We start from the raw sequence: 22,326 nt of genomic DNA, 5'->3' as shown, positions 1-22,326 counted from the left end.
GGGGATCCGGCCTGCAGGTCACCTCCTGCAGGGTGTTTTTGATCCTGTTGAAGGAAAGTGAGCAGCGACATGAATGACATCCATGAACTGGACTTGAGGCAGATGCATCTGGTCGGCGGCGGCGGCGTCGTCGATCCTTCGTGTCTGGTCGGCAGCATCATCCGAGGCTGGGCCGGCGGCAAACTGCTGGACATGGCCTGGGACGCGATCCGGGACCACAACGAGTCCGGCGCGGCGGTCGAGTTCCAGACGGGCGCCGGCGCGGGCGCCGGCACCTTCGGCTGATCCGACCGGGCGCTCGCCGCTTACCGGCGAGCGCTGCCCGCAGCCGCGCGGTGACGCAGGCTGCGGGCGGCCAGCGCGGCGATCGCCAGCACGACCAGCGCATAGCCCGCCAGCGCGCCCCAGCCGCTGTGGTCCCAGAACCAGCCGCCCATCGCGCCCAGCGTGCTGGACCCGATGTAATACGCAAGCAGGTAGAGCGACGCCGCATGCCCCTTGCTGCGCCCGCCGAGCGCGCCGACCCAGGCGCTGCTGACCGAGTGCGCGACGAAGAAGCCGATCGTCAGCAGCACGATCCCCAGGATCACCGCCGGCAGCCAGGTCGCCAGCGTGAGCAGCACGCCGGTGACCGCCAGCCCGATGCCCGACAGCAGCGCCGGCGCGCGGCCGAAGCGGTCGGACAGTCCCCCCGCCGTCGCCGACGCGGCGATGCCGAAGAGGTAGGCGCAGAAGATCAGGCCGATCGCGCTCTGGCTGAGCGAGAACGGCGGACGCATCAGCCGGAAGCCGGCGTAGTTGTAGACCGCGACGAACATGCCCATCATCAGGAAGCCCATCGCGAACAGCAGCGGCAGCATCGGATGCGTCAGATGCCCGCGCCACGCGGCCACATGCTCGGAGAGCTTCACGCCGGTCCGGCGCACGAAGTGCTTGGAGGGCGGCAGCAGGAACCAGAAGCCGATCGCCGCCGCCAGTCCCAGCACGCTGACGACGAAGAGCGCCGGCCGCCAGCCGAAGGCGTCGCTCAGCACGCTCACGCCGACGCGGCCCATCATCCCGCCGAAGGCCGTGCCGCCGACGTACTGGCCCATCGCGCGGCCCAGACCCTTGGGGTGGATCTCCTCGGCGAGGTAGGCCATCGCCACCGCCGGCACGCCGCCGAGCACCAGGCCCTCGACGGCCCGCGCGACCAGCATGCCGTGCCAGCTCGGCACCACCGAGGCGATCAGGTTCAGCACCGCGGCCATCGCCATCGACGCGAACATCAGCCGCTTGCGATCCATGCTCTCGGACAGCGCGCCCGCGCACAGGATCGCGAACGCCAGCGCGCCCGTCGCCAGCGACAGCGACAAGGCGCTGGCCGCCGCGCCGACCTTGAACTCGGCCGCGAACAGCGGCAGCAGCGGCTGCACGCTGTAGAGCAGCGAGAAGGTCGTGAAGCCCGCCAGGAACAAGGCGAACGCGATGCGGCGGTAGGCGGTGGTGCCGGGTTCGGCGTAGTCGTGGAGGGAGGTGGAACTCGCCGCCCCGGGGGCACTGCTCATGGGAAGGGGAACGGTCCGTGGTGGCTCATCGTCGACCGAACATCATCTGCCCGGCCAAGGCGCGCTTGAGCGGCGGCAAGGCCTGCAGCGCGGCGAGGCCCAGCCCTCGCGCCGCCGGCAGCCCCGGCCAGCGCCAGGCGAAGGTGCGCGCCAGGAAATCGGTCGTGAGAATGGTCGCCCAGCGGTCCGGCGCGCGCTGCCACTCGACGCGGCGCAATGCCGTGTCGATGCGCGGATCGCGCCGCAGCGCCTCGACCAGCGCGAAGGCGTCGCGCAGGCCGAGGTTCAGGCCCTGCCCCGCGACCGGATGCAGCGTCTGCGCGGCGTTGCCGATGCGGATGCGCCGGCCTTCGACCAGCGTGCGCTCGGCGTTCAGGCCCAGCGGAAAACACTTCAACGGACCGATGCCCTGCAGGCGGCCGACGCGGTCCGGCAACTGCTGCTGGATCACCGTCAGCCGTTGCGCGTCGGTCAGGCCGGCGACCTCGTCCTCGTCCTGCGGCTGGCACCACACCAGCGCGGCGCGGCGCTGGCCGTCGCGATCCGGCAAGGGCAGCAGCGCCAGCGGACCGCGCCGCGTGAAGCGCTCATAGGCCACGCCCGCCGGGCTGTCCGGCGACAGCGTCACCGTGCCCACCCAGGCGTTCTGCTGGTAGTCGTGCGCGAGCGACTTGCGGGCCTGATCGGCGAACACGCCGCCTTCCGCGACCACCGCCAGGTCGAAGCGCTCGGCGATGCCGGCGTCGATCTCGACCTCGTCGGGCCGGTCCTGCTTGATGCCGTCCACCGCCTGGCCGAAGCGGCTGACCAGGCGCTTCGGTTCCAGCGCGCTGGCCCGCTGCCAGGCCGCCTGCAGCGGCGCCACGAGTTGCCCGTAGGCCAGCACGGCGCCGAGTTGCGGCACCGACTGCTCGGCGGCGGTGAGGTGGACCTCGGGCTCGCCCGACGGGCCGAACCACGGGCTGGAGAGCGTCGGCGGCGCCTGGCTCACATGGACTTCGCGGATCGGCTGCGCCAGGGCCGCGGGCCACACGCGCAGGCGCTGCAGCAGTTGCACGCTGCCGAGCGACAAGGCGATGGTGCGCGGGTCGCCGGAGACGTCGCGCTCCAGCGGCCGGGCGTCGAAGAGGCTGATCTGCGCCTGCGGCAGGTAACGCGCGGCGAGCAGCGCCAGCGCCAGGCCCGCCGGGCCCGCGCCGATCACCGCGAGGCGCAGCGACGGCGCGTTGCCGTCGAAGGAGGCGTCGAAGGCATCGGGGACCGCGGCGGAAGTGGCATCGGAGACTGGAGGCTGGGACATGACGTCGACCCGGGGGACTGATGCCGGCTGCGTCGGGCAACCAGCTGCGGACGACTATAGCGCCGGCTCTCTTGGGACCGAGAGGCGCGTGCGACCCGCACGCCAAGCGAGAAGGCTTCTGCACTGCCACCGCCGCTGGCCCTCACCCCAGCCCTCTCCCGCAAGCGGGAGAGGGAGCAAGAGGGCCACAGCGCTTCTGCTGCCGTAGACGCTTGACACGGTTGCTCTCCCGCAAGCGGGAGAGGGGGCAAGACGAGCGCCGGTCGGACTCCCTCTCCCGCAAGCGGGAGAGGGGGCAAGAGGAGCCAGCGCCACGAGTCGAGCCTGTCGGACTCCCTCTCCCGCTTGCGGGAGAGGGCGGGGGTGAGGGCTGCGGTCTATCGCAGTACGGGCGACGCGGACTCCAGTCGGTCCGTCAGACCGCGACCAGCTTGCGCCCACCCGCGCCGGGCAGCGTGCGCAGCGATTGCGCCACGGTCGCGGTGTAGTCGCGGCTCAGGATGGTGCTGACGAAGATCCAGTCGCAGCGGCACTCGGTCGCCGTCGCGGTCACCGTCATGTAGCCGCGGCGCGAGGTGTCCGCATACACCAGCGGTCCGATCAGCTGCGTCAGCGCGCCGGCGAGCTGCTGCGGGTTCTCCTTGGGCAGGTACTCCTCGAAGCCCGGCGAGGTCACCGACGAGGTCGCGAACTCGACGCCGACCTGGCGGTTCGACGCATCCAGCAGGTCGTTCGCCCACGCGTTGTGCGTGTCGCCGGCCAGCACGACCAGGTTCTTGTCCAGTTGGCGGGCGCTGCCCAGCAGCGTCTCGCGCGCCACTGGGTAGCCGTCCCAGGCGTCGAGGTTGTAAGGAATGCTGGGGGCGTTCAGCACCGCCTGTTCCTGCGGGGTGAGACTGGCTGGATTGCTCTGCGCCTTGGCGACGATCGCCGCATACTGCGACACCGACACGCCGGTGCCCGGCGCGTTGGCCTCGAACAGGATGGGCGCCGGGATGTTCATCCGGCCCATCAGCACCTGCTGGCCCAGCACCTGCCAGGTCGCCGTCGACGCCTGCATCTGCGCCTGCAGCCACTGGCTCTGCGTCGCGCCCATCAGCGTGCGGTCGGTGCGGGCCATGTCGGCCTGGAACTTCGCGCTGTCCAGGCCGGTGGCGGTGAGGTAGTCGGTGTAGCTGAGCTGCTTGTCGCGCGCCAGGACCCGCGTGTCCAGCATGTGCAGCGACATCAGCGCGCCGAAGTTGAAGCTGCGGTAGGTGGTCAGCGGATCGCTGCCGTCGCGCACCGGCAACCATTCGTGCCAGGCCTGGACGGCGGCGGCGCGGCGCACCGCGTAGTCGCCTTCGGTGGCCGGCTGGTGGTTCTCGGCACCGTCCTTCCAGGCGTCGTTCGCAACCTCGTGGTCGTCCCACACGGCGATCATCGGCAGCGCGGCGTGCAGCTTCTGCAGGTCGGCGTCGGCGCGGTACTGCGCGTAGCGTCGGCGGTAGTCGGCCAGCGCGACGATCTCCTTCTGCGGCTCGACAACGCGGCCCAGCGCCTGCGCGCTGCCGCTCGCGTACTGGCCGGGGCCGTACTCGTAGATGTAGTCGCCCAGGTGGACGGCGACGTCATAGCTGTCGGTCTCGGCGCGCTTGGCCGCCTCGGCGTAGACGTTGAAGTAGCCGGTCGGATAGTTCGAGCACGAGAACACCGCGAGCCGCACCTGCCCGACGTTGGCGGCCGGCAAGGTCTTCGCGCGACCGACGGTCGAGGTCGCCGCGTAGGCCTTGAAGCGGTACCAGTAGCGCACGCCGGCCTGCAGGCCGGCGGCGTCGACCTTCACGCAGAAATCGCTCGAGGCGCGCGCCGTCGCCTCGCCCTTGGCCACGACGGAGGCGAAGTTCGCGTCGCTCGCGACTTCCCAGCTCACCGGGACGTCGCGCACGTCGGCGCTGTCCTGCGCCAGCACCCGGGTCCACAGGATCACGCGATCGCTCAGCGGATCGCCGCTGGCCACGCCGTGGCTGAAGACGACCGCGACCTGCGGCGCATCGCCGCCGCCGTCCCCGCCGCAGCCCGCCAGCGGCAGGCCCGCCAAGGCGCCCGCGGCCAGCGCGCAGCGCACCAGATGACGGCGGGTGTGGTCGACGGTCTCGGCGGAAGCCGCGTCGTCTTTCTTGATCAGGTTCAGCAGGGGCTTCTTGGTCATGGTCGGGCGAGCGGTGAGCTGGCGAAATGTGGATGAAGCACGTGCAGTCGCAAGTGCGCGGCACAGTGTTCGTGTTCACGGTGACATCACGACGACAGGGCGGCGGCGGATGAACCTCAGAGGGGCCGCAGATGGACCGCAGAGGGGCGTCAGAGGAGCGTCAGTGGCCTCCCCACGTCGGCGGGGCATTCGACGTGCCGCCTGACAGCCGCGCCGGCCTCCGCTACGCTGGCGCGCCTCCGAGGAAACTCGGAGAAAACGCTGAGAGAAGCAATCACGGAGAAAAGCATGCAATACCGTCGACTCGGCCGCAGCGGCCTGCAGGTGTCCGAACTGTCCCTGGGCTCCTGGGTGACGTATCACAACCAGGTGGACACCGGCTCGGCCGTCGAACTGATGGCCGCGGCGCGCGACGCCGGCATCAACTTCTTCGACAACGCCGAGGCCTACGCGCTCGGCAAGAGCGAGGAGATCATGGGCCAGGTCTTCCGGCAGCTGGGCTGGGGCCGCCACACCTACGTCGTGTCGACGAAGTTCTACTGGGGCATCGACAAGTCGGGCACCACGATCAACTACAAGGACACGCTGAACCGCAAGTACCTGATGCAGGCCATCGACGGCTCGCTGAAGCGCTTCGGGCTGGACGAGATCGATCTCGTCTACTGCCACCGTCCCGATCCGCACACGCCCATCGAGGAGACCGTGCGCGCGATGAGCGACATGATCACGCAGGGCAAGGCGCTGTACTGGGGCACCAGCGAGTGGAGCGCCGACGAGATCCGCGCCGCCTGGGAGATCGCCGAGCGCCACCACCTGCACAAGCCGGTGATGGAGCAGCCGCAGTACCACCTGTTCCACCGCCAGCGCGTGGAGAAGGACTACGCCCGCCTGTACGAGGACATCGGTCTGGGACTGACCACGTGGAGCCCGCTGGCGTCCGGCCTGCTGACCGGGAAGTACCGCAACGGCATTCCCGAAGGCAGCCGCGGCGCGCTGGAGAGCATGTCTTGGCTGCGCGAGCAGCTGCAGGAGCCGCAGCGCAACGCGGCGGTCGGCGAGCTCGGCAAGATCGCCGATGAGCTGGGATGCACGCTGGCGCAGCTGGCCATCGCCTGGATCAATCGCAACCCGCGCGTGTCGACGGTGATCCTCGGCGCGAGCAGGCTGTCGCAGCTGCAGGACAACCTGGGCGCCCTGGACGTGACGCCGAAGCTGACGCCGGAGATCCTGGCCCGCATCGACGCGATCACGCTGCCTCTCGCGAAGTAGGCCAGCCGCCCTGCCGCGACCGCAGCCCTCACCCCTGCCCTCTCCCGCAAGCGGGAGAGGGAGCGAGCGCGCACCGAGCTGAACGGAGAACTCCCTCTCCCGCTTGCGGTAGCGCGGGAGAGCGGGAGAGGGAGCGAGCGTGCACTGAGCGGAACGGAGAACTCCCTCTCCCGCTTGCGGGAGAGGGCAGGGGGTGAGGGCCAGCGGCCTGTGCAGTCCCCCTCGGGGTTTGTCCGCAGACCGCCCGCCAAGCCCCTCATTGACGGGGCCGGGTTGTCGCGCCCGTGCCGCACTCCCGCCGGGAGGCGGGCTAGCATCCCGCGCGATGCTGCGACGACGTGCCGTTCCCCTGCTGCCGAGTCTGTTTGCCGCCGTCGTGCTGGTCCTGGCTGCTGCCATGGCGATCGCGCCGCGCGGCGTCGCGGCGTTGCCGCAAGAGCCTCGCCCCGACCGTTCCGACCGCCCCTCACTGCCGGAAGTGTCGCTGCTCGCCGAGCCGCGTTTCGAGACCGTCGGCATCGACGCCCCGGTGCCGCTGAACGTCATCTCCGCGGTCGCGCAGGACCGTGCCGGTTTCCTGTGGATCGGCACGGGCGCCGGGCTGGTGCGCTTCGACGGTTATCACTTCCGCCAGCCGGGCGCGCCGATCGAGAACGGCGTGCGGTCGGCCCGCAGCCTCGGTTTCATCCGCGCCCTGCTCGTCGCACGCGACGGCCGGCTGTGGATCGGCACCGAAGCCGACGGCCTGGCCGCCTACGACCCGCAGACCGAGAAGCTGTCCCTCTTCCGTTCCGACGCCAACCCGCAGCTGCCGCGCAGCGCGGTCTCCGCCGGCACGATCCGCGCGCTGGCCGAGGACCGCGACGGCCAGCTGTGGATCGGCACCATCGGCCACGGGCTGGACCGCTACGACCCGGTCGAGGGCCGCTTCCAGCATTTCCGCCAGGGACTGCCTGGCGGCCTGCCCGACGACCGCGTCCAGTCGCTGGCCATCGACGGTGACGGCGCGCTGTGGGTCGGCACCTGGAAGGGCCTGGCGCGCAAGCGCGCCGGCGCCGACCGCTTCGAACCGGTGTTCTCGACGCCGGGCCAGCCAGGTCTTGCCGGCAAGATCGTGCTGAGCCTCTTCGTCGCGCCCGACGGCCGGGTCTGGGCGGGCACGCAGCAGGGCGACCTCGCCCTGATCGATCCGAAGACCGGCGAGGGCGCGATGCTCGAACGCGCCGAGGACGCGGTGAACGGCTCCGTCAACACCTTCGTCGCGCTGGACGACCGCCACCTCTGGCTCGGCCGCAACGGCGGGCTCGAACTGCGCGCCGTCGCCAGCGGCGAGCTGCTGCGGACCATGAAGCACGACCCGCTGAACCGCGGCAGCCTGGGCGGCAACGAAGTCCGCGCGCTGATGCGCGACCGCGCCGGCTGGATCTGGACCGGCGGCTACGGCGGCGGCCTGCAGCGCCACAACCCGTCGAACACCAGCACCTGGGTGCGCGGCCGCGATCCCGGCAAGCAGGCGCAGCTGATCGACCCGAGCACCCGCGCGATGGTGCAGCTCGACAGCGGCGAGATCTGGCTGGGCAGCAACGAGAGCGGCGTGACCGTGCTCGACGAGCAGCTGCGCTCGACCGCCACCCTGCGCCCCGCGCCGGGGCAGCGCGGCGGTCTGTCGGGCGGCCGCATCTCCAGCCTCGTCCAGATGAAGGACGGGACGATCTGGCTCGGCAGCGACGGCGGCCTGCACCAGTACACGCGCGAGCGTCAGCTGCTGCGCGTCATCCAGGCCGGCACGGGCCGGGCGCGGCGGCTGCTCGCGGGCCGCGACGGCACGCTGTGGATCGGCACGCAGGACGGGCTCTACCGCTTGCCGCCGGCAGCATCCGCCCATGCAGCACCGGCCGCGCCGGCGGCAGCGGCGACACCGGCGGCAGCGGCGACGCAGACGGCTCCGGCGACACCAGCGGCGCAGGCCGCCCAGGCCGCCCAGGCCGTTCCGATGCGGCTCCGGCAGGAAGGCGGCCAGCCGCTGACCGGCGACGTCAATGCGCTGTCCGAGACCGCGGACGGCGGCCTGTGGGTCGGCACCGAGAAGGGCCTGTACCGCCTGCCTCCCGGCGGCACGGAACTGGTCGTCGCCCGCGCCCGTCCGGGCCGCGACATGAGCCACCATTCCATCGTCGGCCTGCTGGTCGATTCGAAGCAGCGCCTGTGGGTCGACACCGCGGCGGGGCTGCATCTGCTGACCCGCTGGGACGGCCGCGACGCGGAGTTCGACCGCATCAGCGAGAAACACGGCGTGATCGGCCGCTCGTTCGGCGCCAACCTCCTCGAGGACGGCGAGGGACGCATCTGGTCGCAGAACTTCGTCTACGACCCGGCCAAGGACAACTACTACGAGCTGACCAACGCCGACGGCGTCGACATCGGCACCGGCTGGTTCCGCGCCTACCTGAAGACGCGGGACGGCCGGCTGCTGTTCGGCGGCAGCAAGGGCGTGCTCGTCGTGACGCCGGAGCGCTTCGAGGCCTGGGCCTATCAACCCGCGCTGGTCACGACGGAACTGCGCGTGGACGGCCAGCGCCTGCCCGCCGGCAAGCTGCCGGAGAACGGACTGACCCTCGGCGCCGACAACCGCAGCTTCAGCGTCGAGTTCGCCGCGCTCGACTTCAGCGAGCCCGAACGCAACCGTTACGCCTACCAGCTGGAGGGCTTCGATCCGGAGTGGATCAGCACCGGCGCCGACCTGCGCGTGGCGGTCTACACCAACCTCGATCCGGGCAGGTACCGGCTGCGCGTGCGCGGCACCAACCGCAACGGCGTGTGGAGCCCGCTGGAGCTCGACATCCCGGTGCGCGTGCTGCCGGACTGGTGGCAGACCTGGTGGGCGCGCACGCTCGGCGGCGCGACGCTGATCGCGCTGGTCTACCTGCTGGTCGCCCTGCGGACCTCCTACCTGCGGCGCTCGCAGATGGCGCTGGAGATCAAGGTGCGGGCGCGGACGGCCGAGCTCGAGCGGCTCTCGCTCGACCTGCAGGCGAAGACGGTCGCGCTGGAGGAGTCCAGCCTGTCCGACCCGCTGACGGGGCTGCGCAACCGGCGGTTCCTGACGCAGCACATCGACGCGGACGTGGCGCTGGCGGTGCGCCGCCATGAGCAGGCGCGCGGAAGCGCGAACGGAGACGGAAACGGCGACGGCGCGGCGCCGCCGGAAGACGGCGACCTGATCTTCTTCCTGCTCGACCTCGACCATTTCAAGGCGCTGAACGACCGCCTCGGCCACGCGGCCGGCGACGCGGTGCTGCAGCAGATGCGGGAGCGGCTGACCGCCGTGTTCCGCGAGGCGGACTATCTCGTCCGCTGGGGCGGCGAGGAGTTCCTCATCGTCGCGCGCGACACCTCGCGGGCGCATGCGGCGGAACTCGCCGAGCGGGCGCGCCTGCAGGTCAGCGGTGCGCCTTTCGACCTCGGCGAGGGCCGGCGCGTGGACGTCACCTGCTCGGTGGGATTCGCGGCCTTCCCGCTCGCGCCGGCGTTTCCGCGGGCGATGGATTGGGCGGCCACGATCGCGCTCGCCGACGAGGCGCTCTACGCGGTCAAGCGCGGCGGGCGCAACGGCTGGGAAGGCGTCGTCGGCGTGCCGCCGAGGGCGGATGTCCCGGACCTCGAGGGCGCACTGCGCCGACACTCGCGCGAATCGATGGCAGACTGGCTGGCGAGCGGCGACCTGACGGTCGTTCGCTCCTCGCCGCCGGCTGAACCAGAAGCCGCCCCTGCGCGGACTCACGACGCCGGCAAGTCCTGACCCTGCGGCACGGGGCGCCCGGCCACGCCGGTCCGCCGATTGCCCGACGTGCGACCAGACCGGCGCGGAGACGGCAATTGACGCTCCCACCCGATGGCCGTTGACCGGCAATCGGTAAAGCCGACCAGTAAAGGCTGCCAGAGCCTGTCCGTCATCGCCGCCACGGCGACCGGATTGGCCCGATGATCGGGGGCTTCCCCGGCCCACCGGTTCCGACCTGGCCGCCGTCCACGGATCGAGGAGAACCTTCGTCTTGATGAACGACTTTGCGAACTTCCTGCAGTTCAGCAGCTGGCCGCCCCGGCCCGACTGGCTGTTCTGGGCCTCGCTGACCATGGTGGCCGCCGGCGTGCTCGGCGAATTCGTCAACCGCCGGCTCGGCCTGCCTCGCGTCGTCGGCTACAGCGTCGTCGGCATGGTGCTGGCGGCGTTGGGTCACGGCATCTTCGCCAACGGCGCGCTGGACGCGCGGCTGCGGCTCGTGGTCGATCTCGCGCTCGCGCTGCTGCTGTTCGAGATGGGCTCGCGCGTGAACCTGCGCTGGCTGCGCAACAACAAGGCGCTGCTGGGCGCCAGCGCGGCAGAGGCGGTCGCGTCCTTCGTCGTCGTCGGCTTCGGACTGACGCTGCTGGGCGTGAGCCCGCTGGTGTCGTTCAGCTGCGCGATCCTCACGATGGCGTCGAGCGCCGCGGTGGTCGGCCGCGTCGGCGCGGAACTGCGCGCCGCCGGACAGGTGAGCGAGCGCATGCTCGCGCTGACCTCGCTGAACACCATCTACGGCGTGCTCGCCCACAAGCTGCTGCTGGGCTGGCTGGCGTTGGACCAGAAGGGCGACTGGCTGGAAGCCGTCGCGCAGCCGCTCTATGCCTTCGTCGGCTCGATCATCGTCGCCGCGCTGCTGGCGCGGCTCACCGCCAACCTGATGCGCCGGCTGGACCTGCGCAACGAGAACTCGGTGCTGATGCTGCTCGGCCTGGTGCTGGTGGCGCTGAGCGTGGCGCGGGTGCTGAACCTGTCGACGCTGCTGGTGCCGCTGCTGGCCGGCATGATCCTGCGCAACACCACCGAACGCCCCTGGGTGTGGCCGCGCCACTTCGGCACGGCGGGCGGGGTGCTGGTGCTGATGCTGTTCGTCGCGGTCGGTTCCGCGTGGACGCTGCAGGCCCTGGCGATGGGCGCCGTGCTGGCGCTGGCGCTGCTGCTGCTGCGCCTGGTGGCCAAGGCGCTGGCCCTGACCAGCATGGCGCGCCTCAGCGGCATCGACGCCCGCCAGGGCATCGCGCTGGCGGTGTGCCTGAGTCCGGTGTCCGGCACGATGCTGGTCCTGTTCAGCGAGGTGCAACTGCATCATCCGCCGGTCGCGGCGATGCTGGCACCGGTCATCCTGTCCACGATCGCCTTGATGGAACTCGTGGGACCGATCGCCGTGCAATGGGGCCTGCGCCTCGCTGGTGAACATCACCCTGAAACGACAGTCAAGGAGGCTGCGAAGAAATGAGCCTCGAACCTTTTGCCATCTCCAAGCCCCTGACGATGGGCGTGGAGCTCGAGCTCCAGATCGTCAACCGCCACGACTACGACCTGATGCCGGGATCGAAGGACCTGCTGCGGGTGATGAAGGGCGAGACCGTGCCGGGCGACGTCACGCCCGAGATCACGGACAGCATGATCGAGCTCTGCACCAACGTCTGCACGAACTACGAGCAGGTGCTGGAGCAGCTGACCACCACGCGCGATGCGCTGGTCCGCAGCGCCGACCGGCTCAACCTGGGCCTGTCCGGCGGCGGCACGCACCCGTACCAGCACTGGAGCAAGCAGCGCATCTTCGACAAGCCGCGCTTCCAGGAGATTTCGTCCCTCTACGGCTACCTGAGCAAGCAGTTCACGGTGTTCGGACAGCACGTGCACATCGGCTGCGAAGGCCCGGACCACGCGCTGCGGCTGCTGCACGGCCTGTCGCGCTTCATCCCGCATCTGATCGCGCTGTCGGCGTCGTCGCCCTATGTGCAGGGCAATGACACCGGCTTCCATTCGGCGCGCTTGAACTCGGTGTTCGCGTTCCCGCTGTCGGGACGTGCGCCCTTCGTGCTGACCTGGGACGACTTCCTGGTGTTCTTCGAGAAGATGACCCACACGGGCGTCGTGAAGAGCATGAAGGACTTCTACTGGGACATCCGGCCCAAGCCCGAGTTCGGGACGATCGAGGTGCGGGTGCTCGACACGCCGCTGACGATCGAGAAGGCCTCGGCGCTGGCGGCGCTGATCCAGTGCCTGGCGCGGTGGATCTCGCACGACAAGCCGTTCGCGCTGCACGAGGACGACTACCTGCCCTACACCTTCAACCGCTTCCAGGCGTGCCGGTTCGGGCTGGACGGCACCTTCGTCGATCCGAAGAGCGGCGAGCACCGCAGCTTGCGCGAGGACCTGAATGTCACGCTGCATGCGCTGGAGCCGCATGCGGTCGCGCTGAAGGCGGAGCCGGCGCTGCGGTATGTCCGCGAGGAAATGCGCTGGCAGGGCAACGACGCGACATGGGCGCGCGGGGTCGTGGAGAAGGAACAACTGCTGAACGAGCTGGTGCGGCAGCAGTGCGAGCGCTGGGCGGGGCGACCGGTGGGCTCGGCGCGGTGATCGAGCCGACCGCGGCGACCTTCGCGTAGAAGCTCGCCGCAAGGTTGCCACCCACGGAGTGAATGCGTGGCATCCAAGCCCCCGTTCGCTTCAGGCAGCTTGGCGCCCCATCAACGTGACACGCTGCGTCGACTCCGTCAGCAGGCGGCCTTCCTCCAGTGCCTCGCGGATGCCGAACTCCTCCAGGGCATAGACGCCGTGAACGGAGCGCCAGAGAAATCCCTTGTCCTTGAGCGCATCCAGGGCCTGTTGAACGGTCTCGACGTTGATCGGTTCGTCGACATCATTACCGTCGTCCTGCTCAATCACCAGTCGAAAGGTCTCCAAGGTACGGTTCCAGAACGGTACGAAACGCCGGCCCTGTGCGGCCAGCACGCGGAGCACCGCCGACTGAAGCGGACTGAGCAGTCCGATCAGCGCCAGCAGATTCTGAATGCGCGAATCGGCCCTTGACTCGATGGCCTCGGCAAACACCGCTGCGGCCTCTTCCGGGGTCCAGTTGTCTCGCAGAGCAAGCGCGTTCAGGCCGACCTGCATCCATTCAGGTCGGTGGCCCGAACGCTCGAAGAGCGTGGACAAGGTTCCCACCGTCAACGCCGCGGACGACGGTGCACGCGCGCAGATCCAGTGCAGATAGTCGGCTCCGAGCGGCGGAAACTCCTTCATCGGAGCGCAAAAGAATGCCTGATCCTTCCATTCCACCAGCATGGCCAGCTTGTCGCGATTCGATCCGGTCGCCACGATCCGAAGGCCGTGGTGCGGCCCCATGTTCAACTTGTCCCGAGCGGCCTTCAATGCATAGAGGGCGTTGCTGCCCTTGTCCGTCGTGATCGCATGCTGAGCCTCATCGACGATAAGCACGATCATTCGTTGGCATTCATCTGAGAGCATGGCCAATGCCCTCGCCAACGACACCTGCTTGCCGAGGCCGACCCGATCCATGGTGAAGGCGACACCCCCCATGTTCACTCGCTCCATGCCGGCCGAACGCGCAAAGCGCAAGACGACGCCTTCATGCCGAGCGAGTTCTTCGCGGATGGCTTCAATGATGACATCACCGGGGTCCTGGTCGCGCTCCTCCCAGAGGTCAGCGTAGATGACGATGGCGCCGCGGCGCTTCAGCTCGGGACAGAGGTCCTGCTGCAGGAACGTGGACTTCCCGGTGCGGCGACGAGCGCCGAGAAAGAGACCGGACCGTGCGGGCGCAAGGTCGTCGTCAAGGATATGGGTTGCCAGCTCTTGCGCCAGCGCAGTGCGATGAAAGATGGACACGGGCTACTTCTCCAGATCGATTCAACGAGGCTGAACGGGATCTCCAACCGCCGCTCTGATTTGTCGAGCCGCAATTGGAGTCACGAGTCCGCATGCTCTGCGCATCGATCTGATCGCAGTCTGATCTTTATCAAAGACGTCTGGCGTTTCCTTCCTAGGTGGGAAGAGGGTCAGGTCTTGTTATCCACGCGCGCACCAACTTGAAGCGCACGCCTTGATCTCAGTCATGTGCATGCCGCCAAAGAAGCCGCCCACGATCTCGGGCCATGTCATTGGCCTGAGATCGTGGGCGGCTTTGCTCTAGCTGCGCTCTGCTCTGAGATCGCAATCTGCGATCTCAAACAGGCACCTCGTCGACTGCGCGGCCGACGATGCCGAGCATCCCGAGGCCTTCGCGCAGAGACTGGCGCACGCTCTCCACCACGTGGCGGGAGGGATCGCCCTCCACGCAGTTGTCCTCGACCATCGAGAGCGTCGCCGCTGCGGACACCAGCGTGTTGCGCAGGTTGGCGATGGCCGAGGCGACGGACACGTCGGTGCGCAGGCAGACCGCATCGGCGCCGAGGCGCAGGCCGAAGAGCTGCGCGTCGCTCATGCCCCACTCGTTCTGGAGGCGGATGAGCGAGCCGAGGTCGCAGTCCGCCAGCGGGCGGCGGTCTCGGATCGGGCCGCGTGCTTCTTTGATACGCGTTTGATGCAGGGTTCCCATGTTCGTAAGACTCCGAAGAACTTTGGAAACCACCGGCTTCGACTGCCAAGTCGCGACGTGCGGTCGATCGAATCGAAGGGGTGGGCGAGATGTTCAAACCACCTTGCTTTCGCCGTGTGACCACCCTCGCGGAATGGTCCATCTCGCCCATGATCGAAATGACATGGACGTCGCCCTCGCATTGAACGCGAGGGCGGGGTCAGCAAGGTGGGTTTGAAACACCGGAGTCCATCGTGCAACCGGTCGACGAATCACTCTCTGATAAAAATCAAAGTGCTCCGGCGATTCCGCCATCGTGGGGTTGCTTGGGGGATGCCTGGGGGAGCGTTTCCCACCGAGGTGCCGGGTCTTGTCAGGTCGTCGTCAACCTCGCCACACGGCACTTGCTTCATCCCGAAGTTGCCGCGTAGACTTCATCCCAACACACCCGCCACACGTCCTGGTTTTCGGCCAGGGTTCTGCGCAAGCAGACGTGCAAAACGGCGGGTTACTTGTTTCTGAGTCTCATCGTTTGAGATCGCAATCTGCGATCTCAAAACGTGGAAGGCCTCCGCTCGATTTTCCGCAGCGGCTTCCCTCTTCAGGGTGTCTCCCGAGTCCGTGCACCGCATCTAGACTCGCGCGCTTCGAATTCCGGCCTGTCAGAACGCCCCCACCATGAGCACCCTCTTCGCCACCTTCAGCCTGTTTTCCATGGTCGTCTCGACCATCGCCAGCATTGGCTGCATCTGGTTCGCCGCAAAGATCGTCGGCGCGCATGAAGCGACCTTCGGTCGCTGCGTGGTCGCCAGCGTCGTGTCGGGGGTGGTCGTGATCGCCGGCCTGCTGCTGCTCGGACCTGTGCGCGGTTTGCTGGTCGCGCCTCTGCTGATGCTGGTCGCCTTCAAGTTCATCCTGGATACCAGCTTCCTCGGCGCTTTCATCATCGGTGTGCTCACCGTCGCCTTCCAGACCGGTCTCAGAAAGCTCATGGAATGAACTCTGTTTGAGATCGCAATCTGCGATCTCAAACGGGCCGCTCGTTGTCAGCCCTTGGCGTTAAGCGCTTCCAACTGCTCCGGCGATCCCACATTCGCCCACGGCCCCGTGTAGAGCTCCGCCGTCACCGCTCGCGCGTGGATCGCGCGGTCGAGGCTCGCGCGGATGCGCTGGTGCTGACCTGGCTGCACGCCGTCGAAGAACGCGCGCTTGTACAGGCCAATGTTGCTGTAGACCTCGAGGTCTCCATCTATCGTGGCGAAACCTCCCGCGTCGATGCCGAAGTCGCCCGTCGGATGCCGCAGCTGCTTCGGCACGAACCACAGATGCGCGAGCAGCGGGCTCGCTGCAAAGGCCGCGGCCTGCGCCGGGTCGAACGCGAAGTCGGGAATGAAGATGTCCGCCGACACCGCCCAGAAGGCGTCGTCGCCGTCCGCGCACAGCAGATCCAGCGCCGTCGCAATGCCGCCGCCCGTCTCCAGCGCGCGGCCGTAGCGCTCGCCCTCGTGGCTGTAATGCAGCGTCACGCCGAACCGCGCGCCGTCGCCCAGCTTCGCCTCGAACTGCTCGTGCAGCCACGCCGTGTTGATCACGATGTCCCCGATGCCCGCCCGCGCGAAGGCCTCGATGTGCCACTCGATCAGCGGCTTGCCCCGCACCTTGAGCAAGGGCTTGGGCGTGTGGTCGGTCAGCGGCCGCATGCGCTCGCCGCGCCCGGCCGCGAGGATCATGGCTCGCATCGATCAATCCAGGAAATGAGGCCGCGAGTGTAGAGGGCGCTCTCCAGCCCTTCCCCGCGCACTTTTCCACCCGAGTCGCGAACGCTGAAGCCGCTTCCCGGCGGCATCACTAGAATGCCGGGTTTGCCCCAACTGCCCGAGACCACCACCATGGCCGAGACCGCTGCCGCCGTCGTCACCCCGAACACCACCCAGATGGCCAACGCCATCCGTGCCCTGGCGATGGACGCCGTCCAGCAGGCCAACTCCGGCCACCCGGGCGCCCCCATGGGCATGGCCGAGATCGGCGTCGCGCTGTGGAAGCGCCACCTGCGCCACAACCCGGCCAACCCGCAGTGGGCCGACCGCGACCGCTTCGTGCTGTCCAACGGCCACGGCTCGATGCTGATCTACGCCCTGCTGCACCTGACCGGCTACGACCTGCCGATCTCGGAGCTCAAGGCCTTCCGCCAGATGCACTCCAAGACCCCGGGCCACCCGGAAGTCGGCATCACCCCCGGCGTCGAGACCACCACCGGCCCGCTCGGCCAGGGCATCACCAACGCCGTCGGCTTCGCGCTGGCCGAGAAGCAGCTCGCCAAGGAATTCAACCGCGACGGCCACACCATCGTCGACCATCACACCTACGCCTTCCTCGGCGACGGCTGCCTGATGGAAGGCATCAGCCATGAAGCCTGCTCGCTGGCCGGCTCGTGGAAGTTGAACAAGCTGATCGCGATCTACGACGACAACGGCATCTCCATCGACGGCCAGGTCGGTCCCTGGTTCGGCGACGACACCGCCAAGCGCTTCGCCGCCTACGGCTGGAACGTCGTCGGCCCGGTCGACGGCCATGACGTCGACGCCGTCGACGCCGCCATCGCACTGGCCAAGACCAGCAAGGACAAGCCCTCGCTGATCATCGCGAAGACCCACATCGGCAAGGGCAGCCCGAACCGCGCCAACACCTCCAAGGCCCACGGCGAGCCGCTCGGCGCCGAGGAAATCAAGCTGACCCGCGAAGCGATGGGCTGGTCGCACGAGCCCTTCGTGCTGCCCGCCGAGGTCTACGCCGACTGGGACGCCAAGGCCGCCGGCGCCGGCTTCGAAAAGGCCTGGGACGACAAGTTCGACGCCTACGCGACGCAGTTCCCGGAACTGGCGGCGGAGTTCTCGCGCCGCATCGCCGGTGTGCTCCCTCCCAACTTCGCCGACATCGCCGCGCAGGCCGTCATCGGCGCGCATGAGAAGGCCGAGACCGTCGCCTCCCGCAAGGCCAGCCAGATCGCGCTCGAAGCCTTCACTGCCGCGATGCCCGAGCTGCTGGGCGGCTCGGCCGACCTGACCGGCTCCAACCTGACCAACACCAAGAGCACGCCCGCCTTCCGCCTGGAAGAGGACGGCAGCTCCAACGGCGGCCGCCACATCAACTACGGCGTGCGCGAGTTCGGCATGGCCGCGATCATGAACGGCGTCGCGCTGCACGGCGGTTTTATCCCCTACGGCGGCACCTTCCTGACCTTCAGCGACTACAGCCGCAACGCCATCCGCATGGCCGCGCTGATGAAGCAGCGCGTGATCCACGTGTTCACGCATGACTCCATCGGCCTGGGCGAAGACGGCCCCACCCACCAGTCCGTCGAGCACGTCTCCAGCCTGAGACTGATCCCCGGCCTGGACGTCTGGCGTCCCGCCGACACCGCCGAGACCGCGGTGGCCTGGACCCTGGCCCTGGCCAACAGCCAGCGCCCCAGCGTGCTCGCGCTGAGCCGCCAGAACCTGCCCTACCTGAAGAAGTCGGGCGAGGCCGTCGACGCCATCACCACCGGCGGCTACGTGCTGAGCGAGCCGGCCGACGTCGGCCTGAAGAAGAAGGCGCAAGCCGTGCTGATCGCCACCGGCTCGGAAGTGCAGCTGGCCATCGCGGCGCAGCAGCAGCTGGCCGTGGCCGGCATCCCGGTGCGCGTGGTCTCGATGCCTTGCACGAGCCTGTTCGACCGCCAGGACGCGAAGTACAAGAAGAGCGTGCTGCCGGAAGGCCTGCCGCGCGTCGCCATCGAGGCCGGCGTGACCGACCTGTGGTGGAAGTACGGCGTGTCCGCCGTCGTCGGCCTGGACACCTACGGCGAATCGGCCCCGGCCAACGTGCTGTTCAAGCACTTCGGCTTCACGCCGGAGAACGTCGCCGACACCGTCAAGGTGGTGCTGGGCAAGGCGCGCCTGAAGGGCTGAGCGACGTTTCGCACGTGATTCGCGCTGGGCTTTTCCAGCACGACGTGAAGAGGTGCCTCGTGCACCTCTTTTCACGTCCGGCTCCCCGGCGTCGATGCCGCCAACGTCGGCGACATTGGCAGTCTCCGTCTGCGCCCCCCCCCTCCGAAGGGGGCCTCGATTCGACCGCGTCCCCGCATAGACTGCGCGACGCCCGTCGGCGCGCTCAATCGCCCTCGGCTCAGGGACAAGACTCGAAACGAGGGAGCACGATGACACGGCATCTCTTCGCGCGCGCAATCGGCGCCGCATTTTCATTGGCGATCGCCAGCGGCGCGATGGCCACGACCGGCGCGACGGACATCAGCCCGCCGTCGCCCGCGCAATCGCTCAGTTGTCTGCAGCGGCCCGAGCAGCCGCCGAAGTTCCCCGCGCGCGGCAACTACGATCGCACCGGTGGCTTCGCCCGCATCAAGCTCAAGTTCGTCTCGCCGAATCAGGCGCCCGAGGTCCAGCTGCTGACCAACTCGCTGCGCGAGGACATGCTCGACGTCGTCACGCGGTATGTGGATCGCTACCGCCTGCCCTGCCTGAAGCCGGCCGACGGCACGGTCAGCGCCGTCCAGGAATTCGAGTTCTCCAACTCCCAGAAGGCGCCGTTGCCGCTGGCACCCGATGAGCCCACGCTGCGCGGACGGTCCGACCTCTGCTACACGCGTCCGAAGCAGGACATGGTCTTCAACACGCTGAACGCCGGCCGCGAGGTCAACAACGTCGTCATCACGATGACCTTCGCCGGCGACGGCGAACAGCCGCCGGAGGTCAAGGTCCTGCATGCGCAGGCCGTGCCGTTTGCCATCGACACCGTCGTGGCGTGGGCCAGCGGGTCCCGCATGTCCTGCCGCAAGGCCGGCGATCCCCCCGTCGTGCTCCGGCAGTCCTTCCAGCTGTATCCACCCGGTGTGCAACGCCGGGTCCTCAAGGTCGAGCAGCTGAACCTCGTCGACTTCCTCGGCATGACCCAGAACCCGCAGGCCGACGGCGTGCGCTTCGACTTCAACACGATGGCCTGCCCGTTCAACGTGAACTACACGGCGTACGGCCCTGCCCTTCCCAACGAGGTCACCGACGGTGAAAAGAAGGCCGACCGGGCGATCTTCATCGACTGGCTATCCCGGCAGAACCTGAACTTCTCGTCGCCGAAGCAGGCCCGCGCGCTGTTCGGCGAGACCCTGCAAATCCGCGTGCCGTGCGGCGAACTCGATCTCCAAGCCAAGACCTGACCCTGCGCATGAAACACCATTCCTTCGCCGGCGCCATCGGCGCGCTCGGTGCGCTCGGCCTGCTGGCCGCACTCCTCGCGGGCGCTCCCGCCCACGCCCAGCAAGGCGACATCAGCGCCGCGCCCGCCGACCCCGCCACCAGTCCGCTGCGCTGCCTGCAGGGGCCCGCCGCGCTGGAGTACCCCGCGGAGCCGCGCCGGCTGAATCTCAGCGGCACCGTGCGCGTGGCCCTCGCCTTCTCGGCGCCCGACCAGGCGCCGGAGGTCGAGGTCCTCGCCCGCTTCGGCGACGAGCGCCTCCTCAACGCGGTGCGCGCCCATGTCGCCGCCTACCGGCTGCCCTGCCAGGCCGCCGGCCAGCCGCCGGTCCGCGCGGTCCAGACCTTCCTGTTCCGCCCTCAGGAGGCCGTGCCGGTCCGCTGGTCCCATCCCGTCGAGGAAGAGGACCCCGCACGCCTGCGCGCCATGCGCGAGTGCCTGCGCACGCCCGCCGAGAAGCTCGAGGTCGGCGCCTCGAAGTTCGATCGCAAGACCGTCAGCAACGTGCTGACCCGGATGACCTTCACCGCGCCCGACCAGCCGCCGCAGGTCGAGGTGCTGTACAGCTCCGCCGGCGGCAACACGCAGGACGCCTTCATCGATCGCATCCGCGAGTACCGCCTGCCCTGCCTGGCGCCGGACGCCCGGCCGGTGAGCTTCCTCCAGCAGATGGTCTACCGCCGCAACGATGCGGGCCGCGCCGTCTTCAAGGACCAGGTCACGCTCGGCGAGTTCCTGTCCAACATCAAGGACATCCGTCAGCAGCAGGTGGAGTTCGACTTCAACACGATGCACTGCCCCTTCACCGTCGCGTGGAAGCTGGGCAAGCCGGCCGTGGCCAATCACGTCGGCGAGATCGGCGAGCACGACCGCAACCGGGCGGAGTTCCTCAGCTGGCTCGCCGGCCTGCAGATGGACCTCACGCCCGAGCGCTTCGAGCGGCTGCTGGGCCGCATGGTGAAGATCGATATCGCCTGCGGCACGCTGAGCCTGCAGCCCGCGGCGACCACGTCCCTCACGCCAAGCGCCGCGACGAACGCCGCGGCGCCCTGACCGCCGCACCGCGCGCCCGCGTCGGCGTCCTGTAACCGCGTGGTGCCGGGTCATGAAACCCGGTAACCCGTTCGAACCGAGTGTCCGCGACTATCTGTTCAAATCGAAGGTTCCCGGCGACCCCGCCTGCCGCCGCCACCTGCCTGTGGTGGCAGCCCCGCGCGGCGCCGGACAGAACACCTCCGAGGCACGACGCCCACTGGCTGGGCGGCGCGCCCATGACGTCATCGATTCATTTCACTCGCAGGAGACTTTCCTCATGACCATCAAGATCGGTATCAACGGGTTCGGTCGCATCGGCCGCATGGTGTTCCGCGCCGCCGTGGCGAACTTCAAGGACATCCAGATCGTCGCCATCAACGACCTGCTCGAGCCCGATTACCTGGCCTACATGCTGAAGTACGACAGCGTCCATGGCCGCTTCGACGGCGAGGTCGCGGTCGACGGCAACACGCTGATCGTCAACGGCCAGCGCATCCGCCTGACCCAGGTCAAGGATCCCGCCGAGCTGAAGTGGAACGAAGTCGGCGCCGACATCGTCGTCGAAGCCACCGGACTGTTCCTGACCAAGGAAACCGGCGAGAAGCATCTGACCGCCGGCGCCAAGAAGGTGATCATGTCGGCCCCGTCCAAGGACGATACCCCGATGTTCGTCTACGGCGTCAACGACAAGACCTACGCCGGCCAGGCCATCATCTCCAACGCCAGCTGCACCACCAACTGCCTGGCCCCGCTGGCCAAGGTGCTGAACGACAAGTGGGGCATCAAGCGCGGCCTGATGACCACCGTGCACGCCACCACCGCCACGCAGAAGACCGTCGACGGCCCGTCCAACAAGGACTGGCGCGGCGGCCGCGGCATCCTCGAGAACATCATCCCGTCCTCGACCGGCGCCGCCAAGGCCGTGGGCGTGGTGATCCCCGAGCTGAACAAGAAGCTGACCGGCATGTCCTTCCGCGTGCCGACCTCCGACGTCTCGGTCGTCGACCTGACCGTCGAGCTCAACAACAACGCCACCTACGCCGAGATCTGCGCCGAGATGAAGGCCCAGAGCGAAGGCGCCCTGAAGGGCGTGCTGGGCTACACCGAGGACAAGGTCGTCGCCACCGACTTCCGCGGCGACCCGCGCACCTCGATCTTCGACGCCGACGCCGGCATCGCCCTGGACGGCACCTTCGTCAAGCTGGTGTCCTGGTACGACAACGAGTGGGGCTACTCGAACAAGGTGCTCGAGATGGTCAAGGTCGTCGCCAAGTAAGCGGCTCCTTCCCCCTTCGAAGCCCCGCCCCGGCGGGGCTTTTTCGTTCCTGGAACGCCCTCGATACG

At 68.7% G+C, this 22,326-nt stretch carries 16 protein-coding genes; 10 read left to right on the top strand and 6 right to left on the bottom strand.

Annotated features, from left to right (window positions below; translation table 11 throughout):
- Window positions 1-69: 69 nt before the first annotated feature.
- Window positions 70-285, top strand: a complete 216-nt coding sequence (locus tag AC07O8_RS04280) for a hypothetical protein (RefSeq protein WP_495046843.1) — start codon at window positions 70-72, stop codon at window positions 283-285.
- A 20-nt stretch (window positions 286-305) separates the two neighbouring features.
- Here AC07O8_RS04280 and AC07O8_RS04275 read toward each other — a convergent pair whose 3' ends face one another.
- From AC07O8_RS04275 to AC07O8_RS04265, 3 genes are all read right to left on the bottom strand, one after another.
- Window positions 306-1,547 carry an MFS transporter gene (locus AC07O8_RS04275; protein WP_495046842.1) on the bottom strand — a complete coding sequence of 414 codons (1,242 nt, stop codon included), beginning with the start codon at window positions 1,545-1,547 and terminating at the stop codon, window positions 306-308.
- Window positions 1,548-1,572: 25 nt separating this feature from the next.
- Complete coding sequence (locus AC07O8_RS04270) at window positions 1,573-2,847, bottom strand: FAD-dependent monooxygenase (RefSeq protein ID WP_495046841.1); 1,275 nt, start codon at window positions 2,845-2,847, stop codon at window positions 1,573-1,575.
- 415 nt (window positions 2,848-3,262) lie between these two features.
- A complete protein-coding gene (locus tag AC07O8_RS04265) occupies window positions 3,263-5,038 on the bottom strand; it encodes an alkaline phosphatase D family protein (protein WP_495046840.1) in 1,776 nt (591 codons plus the stop codon).
- A gap of 288 nt (window positions 5,039-5,326) precedes the next feature.
- Between AC07O8_RS04265 and AC07O8_RS04260 the strand changes: the two genes are divergently transcribed.
- The 4 genes from AC07O8_RS04260 (at window position 5,327) to AC07O8_RS04245 (ending at window position 12,737) form a co-directional block, all read left to right on the top strand.
- Window positions 5,327-6,307: a potassium channel beta subunit family protein gene (locus AC07O8_RS04260; protein WP_495046839.1), complete on the top strand. Its 981-nt coding sequence runs from the start codon at window positions 5,327-5,329 to the stop codon at window positions 6,305-6,307.
- A gap of 325 nt (window positions 6,308-6,632) precedes the next feature.
- Entirely contained in the window at window positions 6,633-10,106 is a 3,474-nt protein-coding gene (locus AC07O8_RS04255) for a two-component regulator propeller domain-containing protein (protein ID WP_495046838.1), read from the top strand.
- 256 nt (window positions 10,107-10,362) lie between these two features.
- Window positions 10,363-11,604, top strand: coding sequence for a cation:proton antiporter (locus AC07O8_RS04250; RefSeq protein ID WP_495046837.1), 1,242 nt, complete (start codon window positions 10,363-10,365; stop codon window positions 11,602-11,604).
- Window positions 11,601-12,737, top strand: coding sequence for a YbdK family carboxylate-amine ligase (locus AC07O8_RS04245; protein ID WP_495046836.1), 1,137 nt, complete (start codon window positions 11,601-11,603; stop codon window positions 12,735-12,737). The genes AC07O8_RS04250 and AC07O8_RS04245 overlap by 4 nt, the downstream gene beginning before the upstream one ends.
- 90 nt (window positions 12,738-12,827) lie before the next feature.
- Here AC07O8_RS04245 and AC07O8_RS04240 read toward each other — a convergent pair whose 3' ends face one another.
- Together AC07O8_RS04240 and AC07O8_RS04235 are read right to left on the bottom strand one after the other, a co-directional pair.
- A complete protein-coding gene (locus AC07O8_RS04240; RefSeq protein WP_495046835.1) occupies window positions 12,828-14,009 on the bottom strand; it encodes an ATP-binding protein in 1,182 nt (393 codons plus the stop codon).
- A 337-nt stretch (window positions 14,010-14,346) separates the two neighbouring features.
- Complete coding sequence (locus AC07O8_RS04235) at window positions 14,347-14,718, bottom strand: hypothetical protein (protein ID WP_495046834.1); 372 nt, start codon at window positions 14,716-14,718, stop codon at window positions 14,347-14,349.
- Window positions 14,719-15,375: 657 nt separating this feature from the next.
- Here AC07O8_RS04235 and AC07O8_RS04230 point away from each other — a divergent pair.
- Window positions 15,376-15,696 carry a hypothetical protein gene (locus tag AC07O8_RS04230; RefSeq protein WP_495046833.1) on the top strand — a complete coding sequence of 107 codons (321 nt, stop codon included), beginning with the start codon at window positions 15,376-15,378 and terminating at the stop codon, window positions 15,694-15,696.
- A gap of 47 nt (window positions 15,697-15,743) precedes the next feature.
- On the opposite strand, the gene murU is transcribed toward AC07O8_RS04230, so the two are convergent.
- Window positions 15,744-16,436 carry an N-acetylmuramate alpha-1-phosphate uridylyltransferase MurU gene (murU, locus tag AC07O8_RS04225; protein ID WP_495046832.1) on the bottom strand — a complete coding sequence of 231 codons (693 nt, stop codon included), beginning with the start codon at window positions 16,434-16,436 and terminating at the stop codon, window positions 15,744-15,746.
- Between the two features lie 150 nt (window positions 16,437-16,586).
- Between murU and tkt the strand changes: the two genes are divergently transcribed.
- The 4 genes from tkt (at window position 16,587) to gap (ending at window position 22,258) form a co-directional block, all read left to right on the top strand.
- Window positions 16,587-18,647, top strand: a complete 2,061-nt coding sequence (tkt, locus tag AC07O8_RS04220; RefSeq protein WP_495046831.1) for a transketolase — start codon at window positions 16,587-16,589, stop codon at window positions 18,645-18,647.
- A 251-nt stretch (window positions 18,648-18,898) separates the two neighbouring features.
- A complete protein-coding gene (locus AC07O8_RS04215) occupies window positions 18,899-19,909 on the top strand; it encodes a hypothetical protein (RefSeq protein WP_495046830.1) in 1,011 nt (336 codons plus the stop codon).
- 8 nt (window positions 19,910-19,917) lie between these two features.
- Entirely contained in the window at window positions 19,918-21,000 is a 1,083-nt protein-coding gene (locus AC07O8_RS04210; RefSeq protein WP_495046829.1) for a hypothetical protein, read from the top strand.
- A gap of 259 nt (window positions 21,001-21,259) precedes the next feature.
- Window positions 21,260-22,258 (top strand): type I glyceraldehyde-3-phosphate dehydrogenase, encoded by a 999-nt coding sequence (gene gap, locus AC07O8_RS04205; protein WP_495046828.1) that lies wholly within the window; start codon window positions 21,260-21,262, stop codon window positions 22,256-22,258.
- The last annotated feature ends 68 nt before the right edge of the window (window positions 22,259-22,326 follow it).

Source organism: Roseateles sp. GW821-FHT09G09, from assembly GCF_059415965.1.
The sequence above is the reverse complement of the archived record's forward strand: the minus strand, read 5'-3'. Positions and strand labels throughout refer to the sequence as shown.

What these genes read in the sequence shown, in the direction of transcription:
- AC07O8_RS04280 (WP_495046843.1), top strand. Translation starts at nt 70, where the DNA reads ATGAATGACATCCATGAACTGGACTTGAGGCAGATGCATCTGGTCGGC.
- AC07O8_RS04275 (WP_495046842.1), bottom strand. Translation starts at nt 1,547, where the DNA reads ATGAGCAGTGCCCCCGGGGCGGCGAGTTCCACCTCCCTCCACGACTAC.
- AC07O8_RS04270 (WP_495046841.1), bottom strand. Translation starts at nt 2,847, where the DNA reads ATGTCCCAGCCTCCAGTCTCCGATGCCACTTCCGCCGCGGTCCCCGAT.
- AC07O8_RS04265 (WP_495046840.1), bottom strand. Translation starts at nt 5,038, where the DNA reads ATGACCAAGAAGCCCCTGCTGAACCTGATCAAGAAAGACGACGCGGCT.
- AC07O8_RS04260 (WP_495046839.1), top strand. Translation starts at nt 5,327, where the DNA reads ATGCAATACCGTCGACTCGGCCGCAGCGGCCTGCAGGTGTCCGAACTG.
- AC07O8_RS04255 (WP_495046838.1), top strand. Translation starts at nt 6,633, where the DNA reads ATGCTGCGACGACGTGCCGTTCCCCTGCTGCCGAGTCTGTTTGCCGCC.
- AC07O8_RS04250 (WP_495046837.1), top strand. Translation starts at nt 10,363, where the DNA reads ATGAACGACTTTGCGAACTTCCTGCAGTTCAGCAGCTGGCCGCCCCGG.
- AC07O8_RS04245 (WP_495046836.1), top strand. Translation starts at nt 11,601, where the DNA reads ATGAGCCTCGAACCTTTTGCCATCTCCAAGCCCCTGACGATGGGCGTG.
- AC07O8_RS04235 (WP_495046834.1), bottom strand. Translation starts at nt 14,718, where the DNA reads ATGGGAACCCTGCATCAAACGCGTATCAAAGAAGCACGCGGCCCGATC.
- AC07O8_RS04230 (WP_495046833.1), top strand. Translation starts at nt 15,376, where the DNA reads ATGAGCACCCTCTTCGCCACCTTCAGCCTGTTTTCCATGGTCGTCTCG.
- murU (WP_495046832.1), bottom strand. Translation starts at nt 16,436, where the DNA reads ATGCGAGCCATGATCCTCGCGGCCGGGCGCGGCGAGCGCATGCGGCCG.
- tkt (WP_495046831.1), top strand. Translation starts at nt 16,587, where the DNA reads ATGGCCGAGACCGCTGCCGCCGTCGTCACCCCGAACACCACCCAGATG.
- AC07O8_RS04215 (WP_495046830.1), top strand. Translation starts at nt 18,899, where the DNA reads ATGACACGGCATCTCTTCGCGCGCGCAATCGGCGCCGCATTTTCATTG.
- AC07O8_RS04210 (WP_495046829.1), top strand. Translation starts at nt 19,918, where the DNA reads ATGAAACACCATTCCTTCGCCGGCGCCATCGGCGCGCTCGGTGCGCTC.
- gap (WP_495046828.1), top strand. Translation starts at nt 21,260, where the DNA reads ATGACCATCAAGATCGGTATCAACGGGTTCGGTCGCATCGGCCGCATG.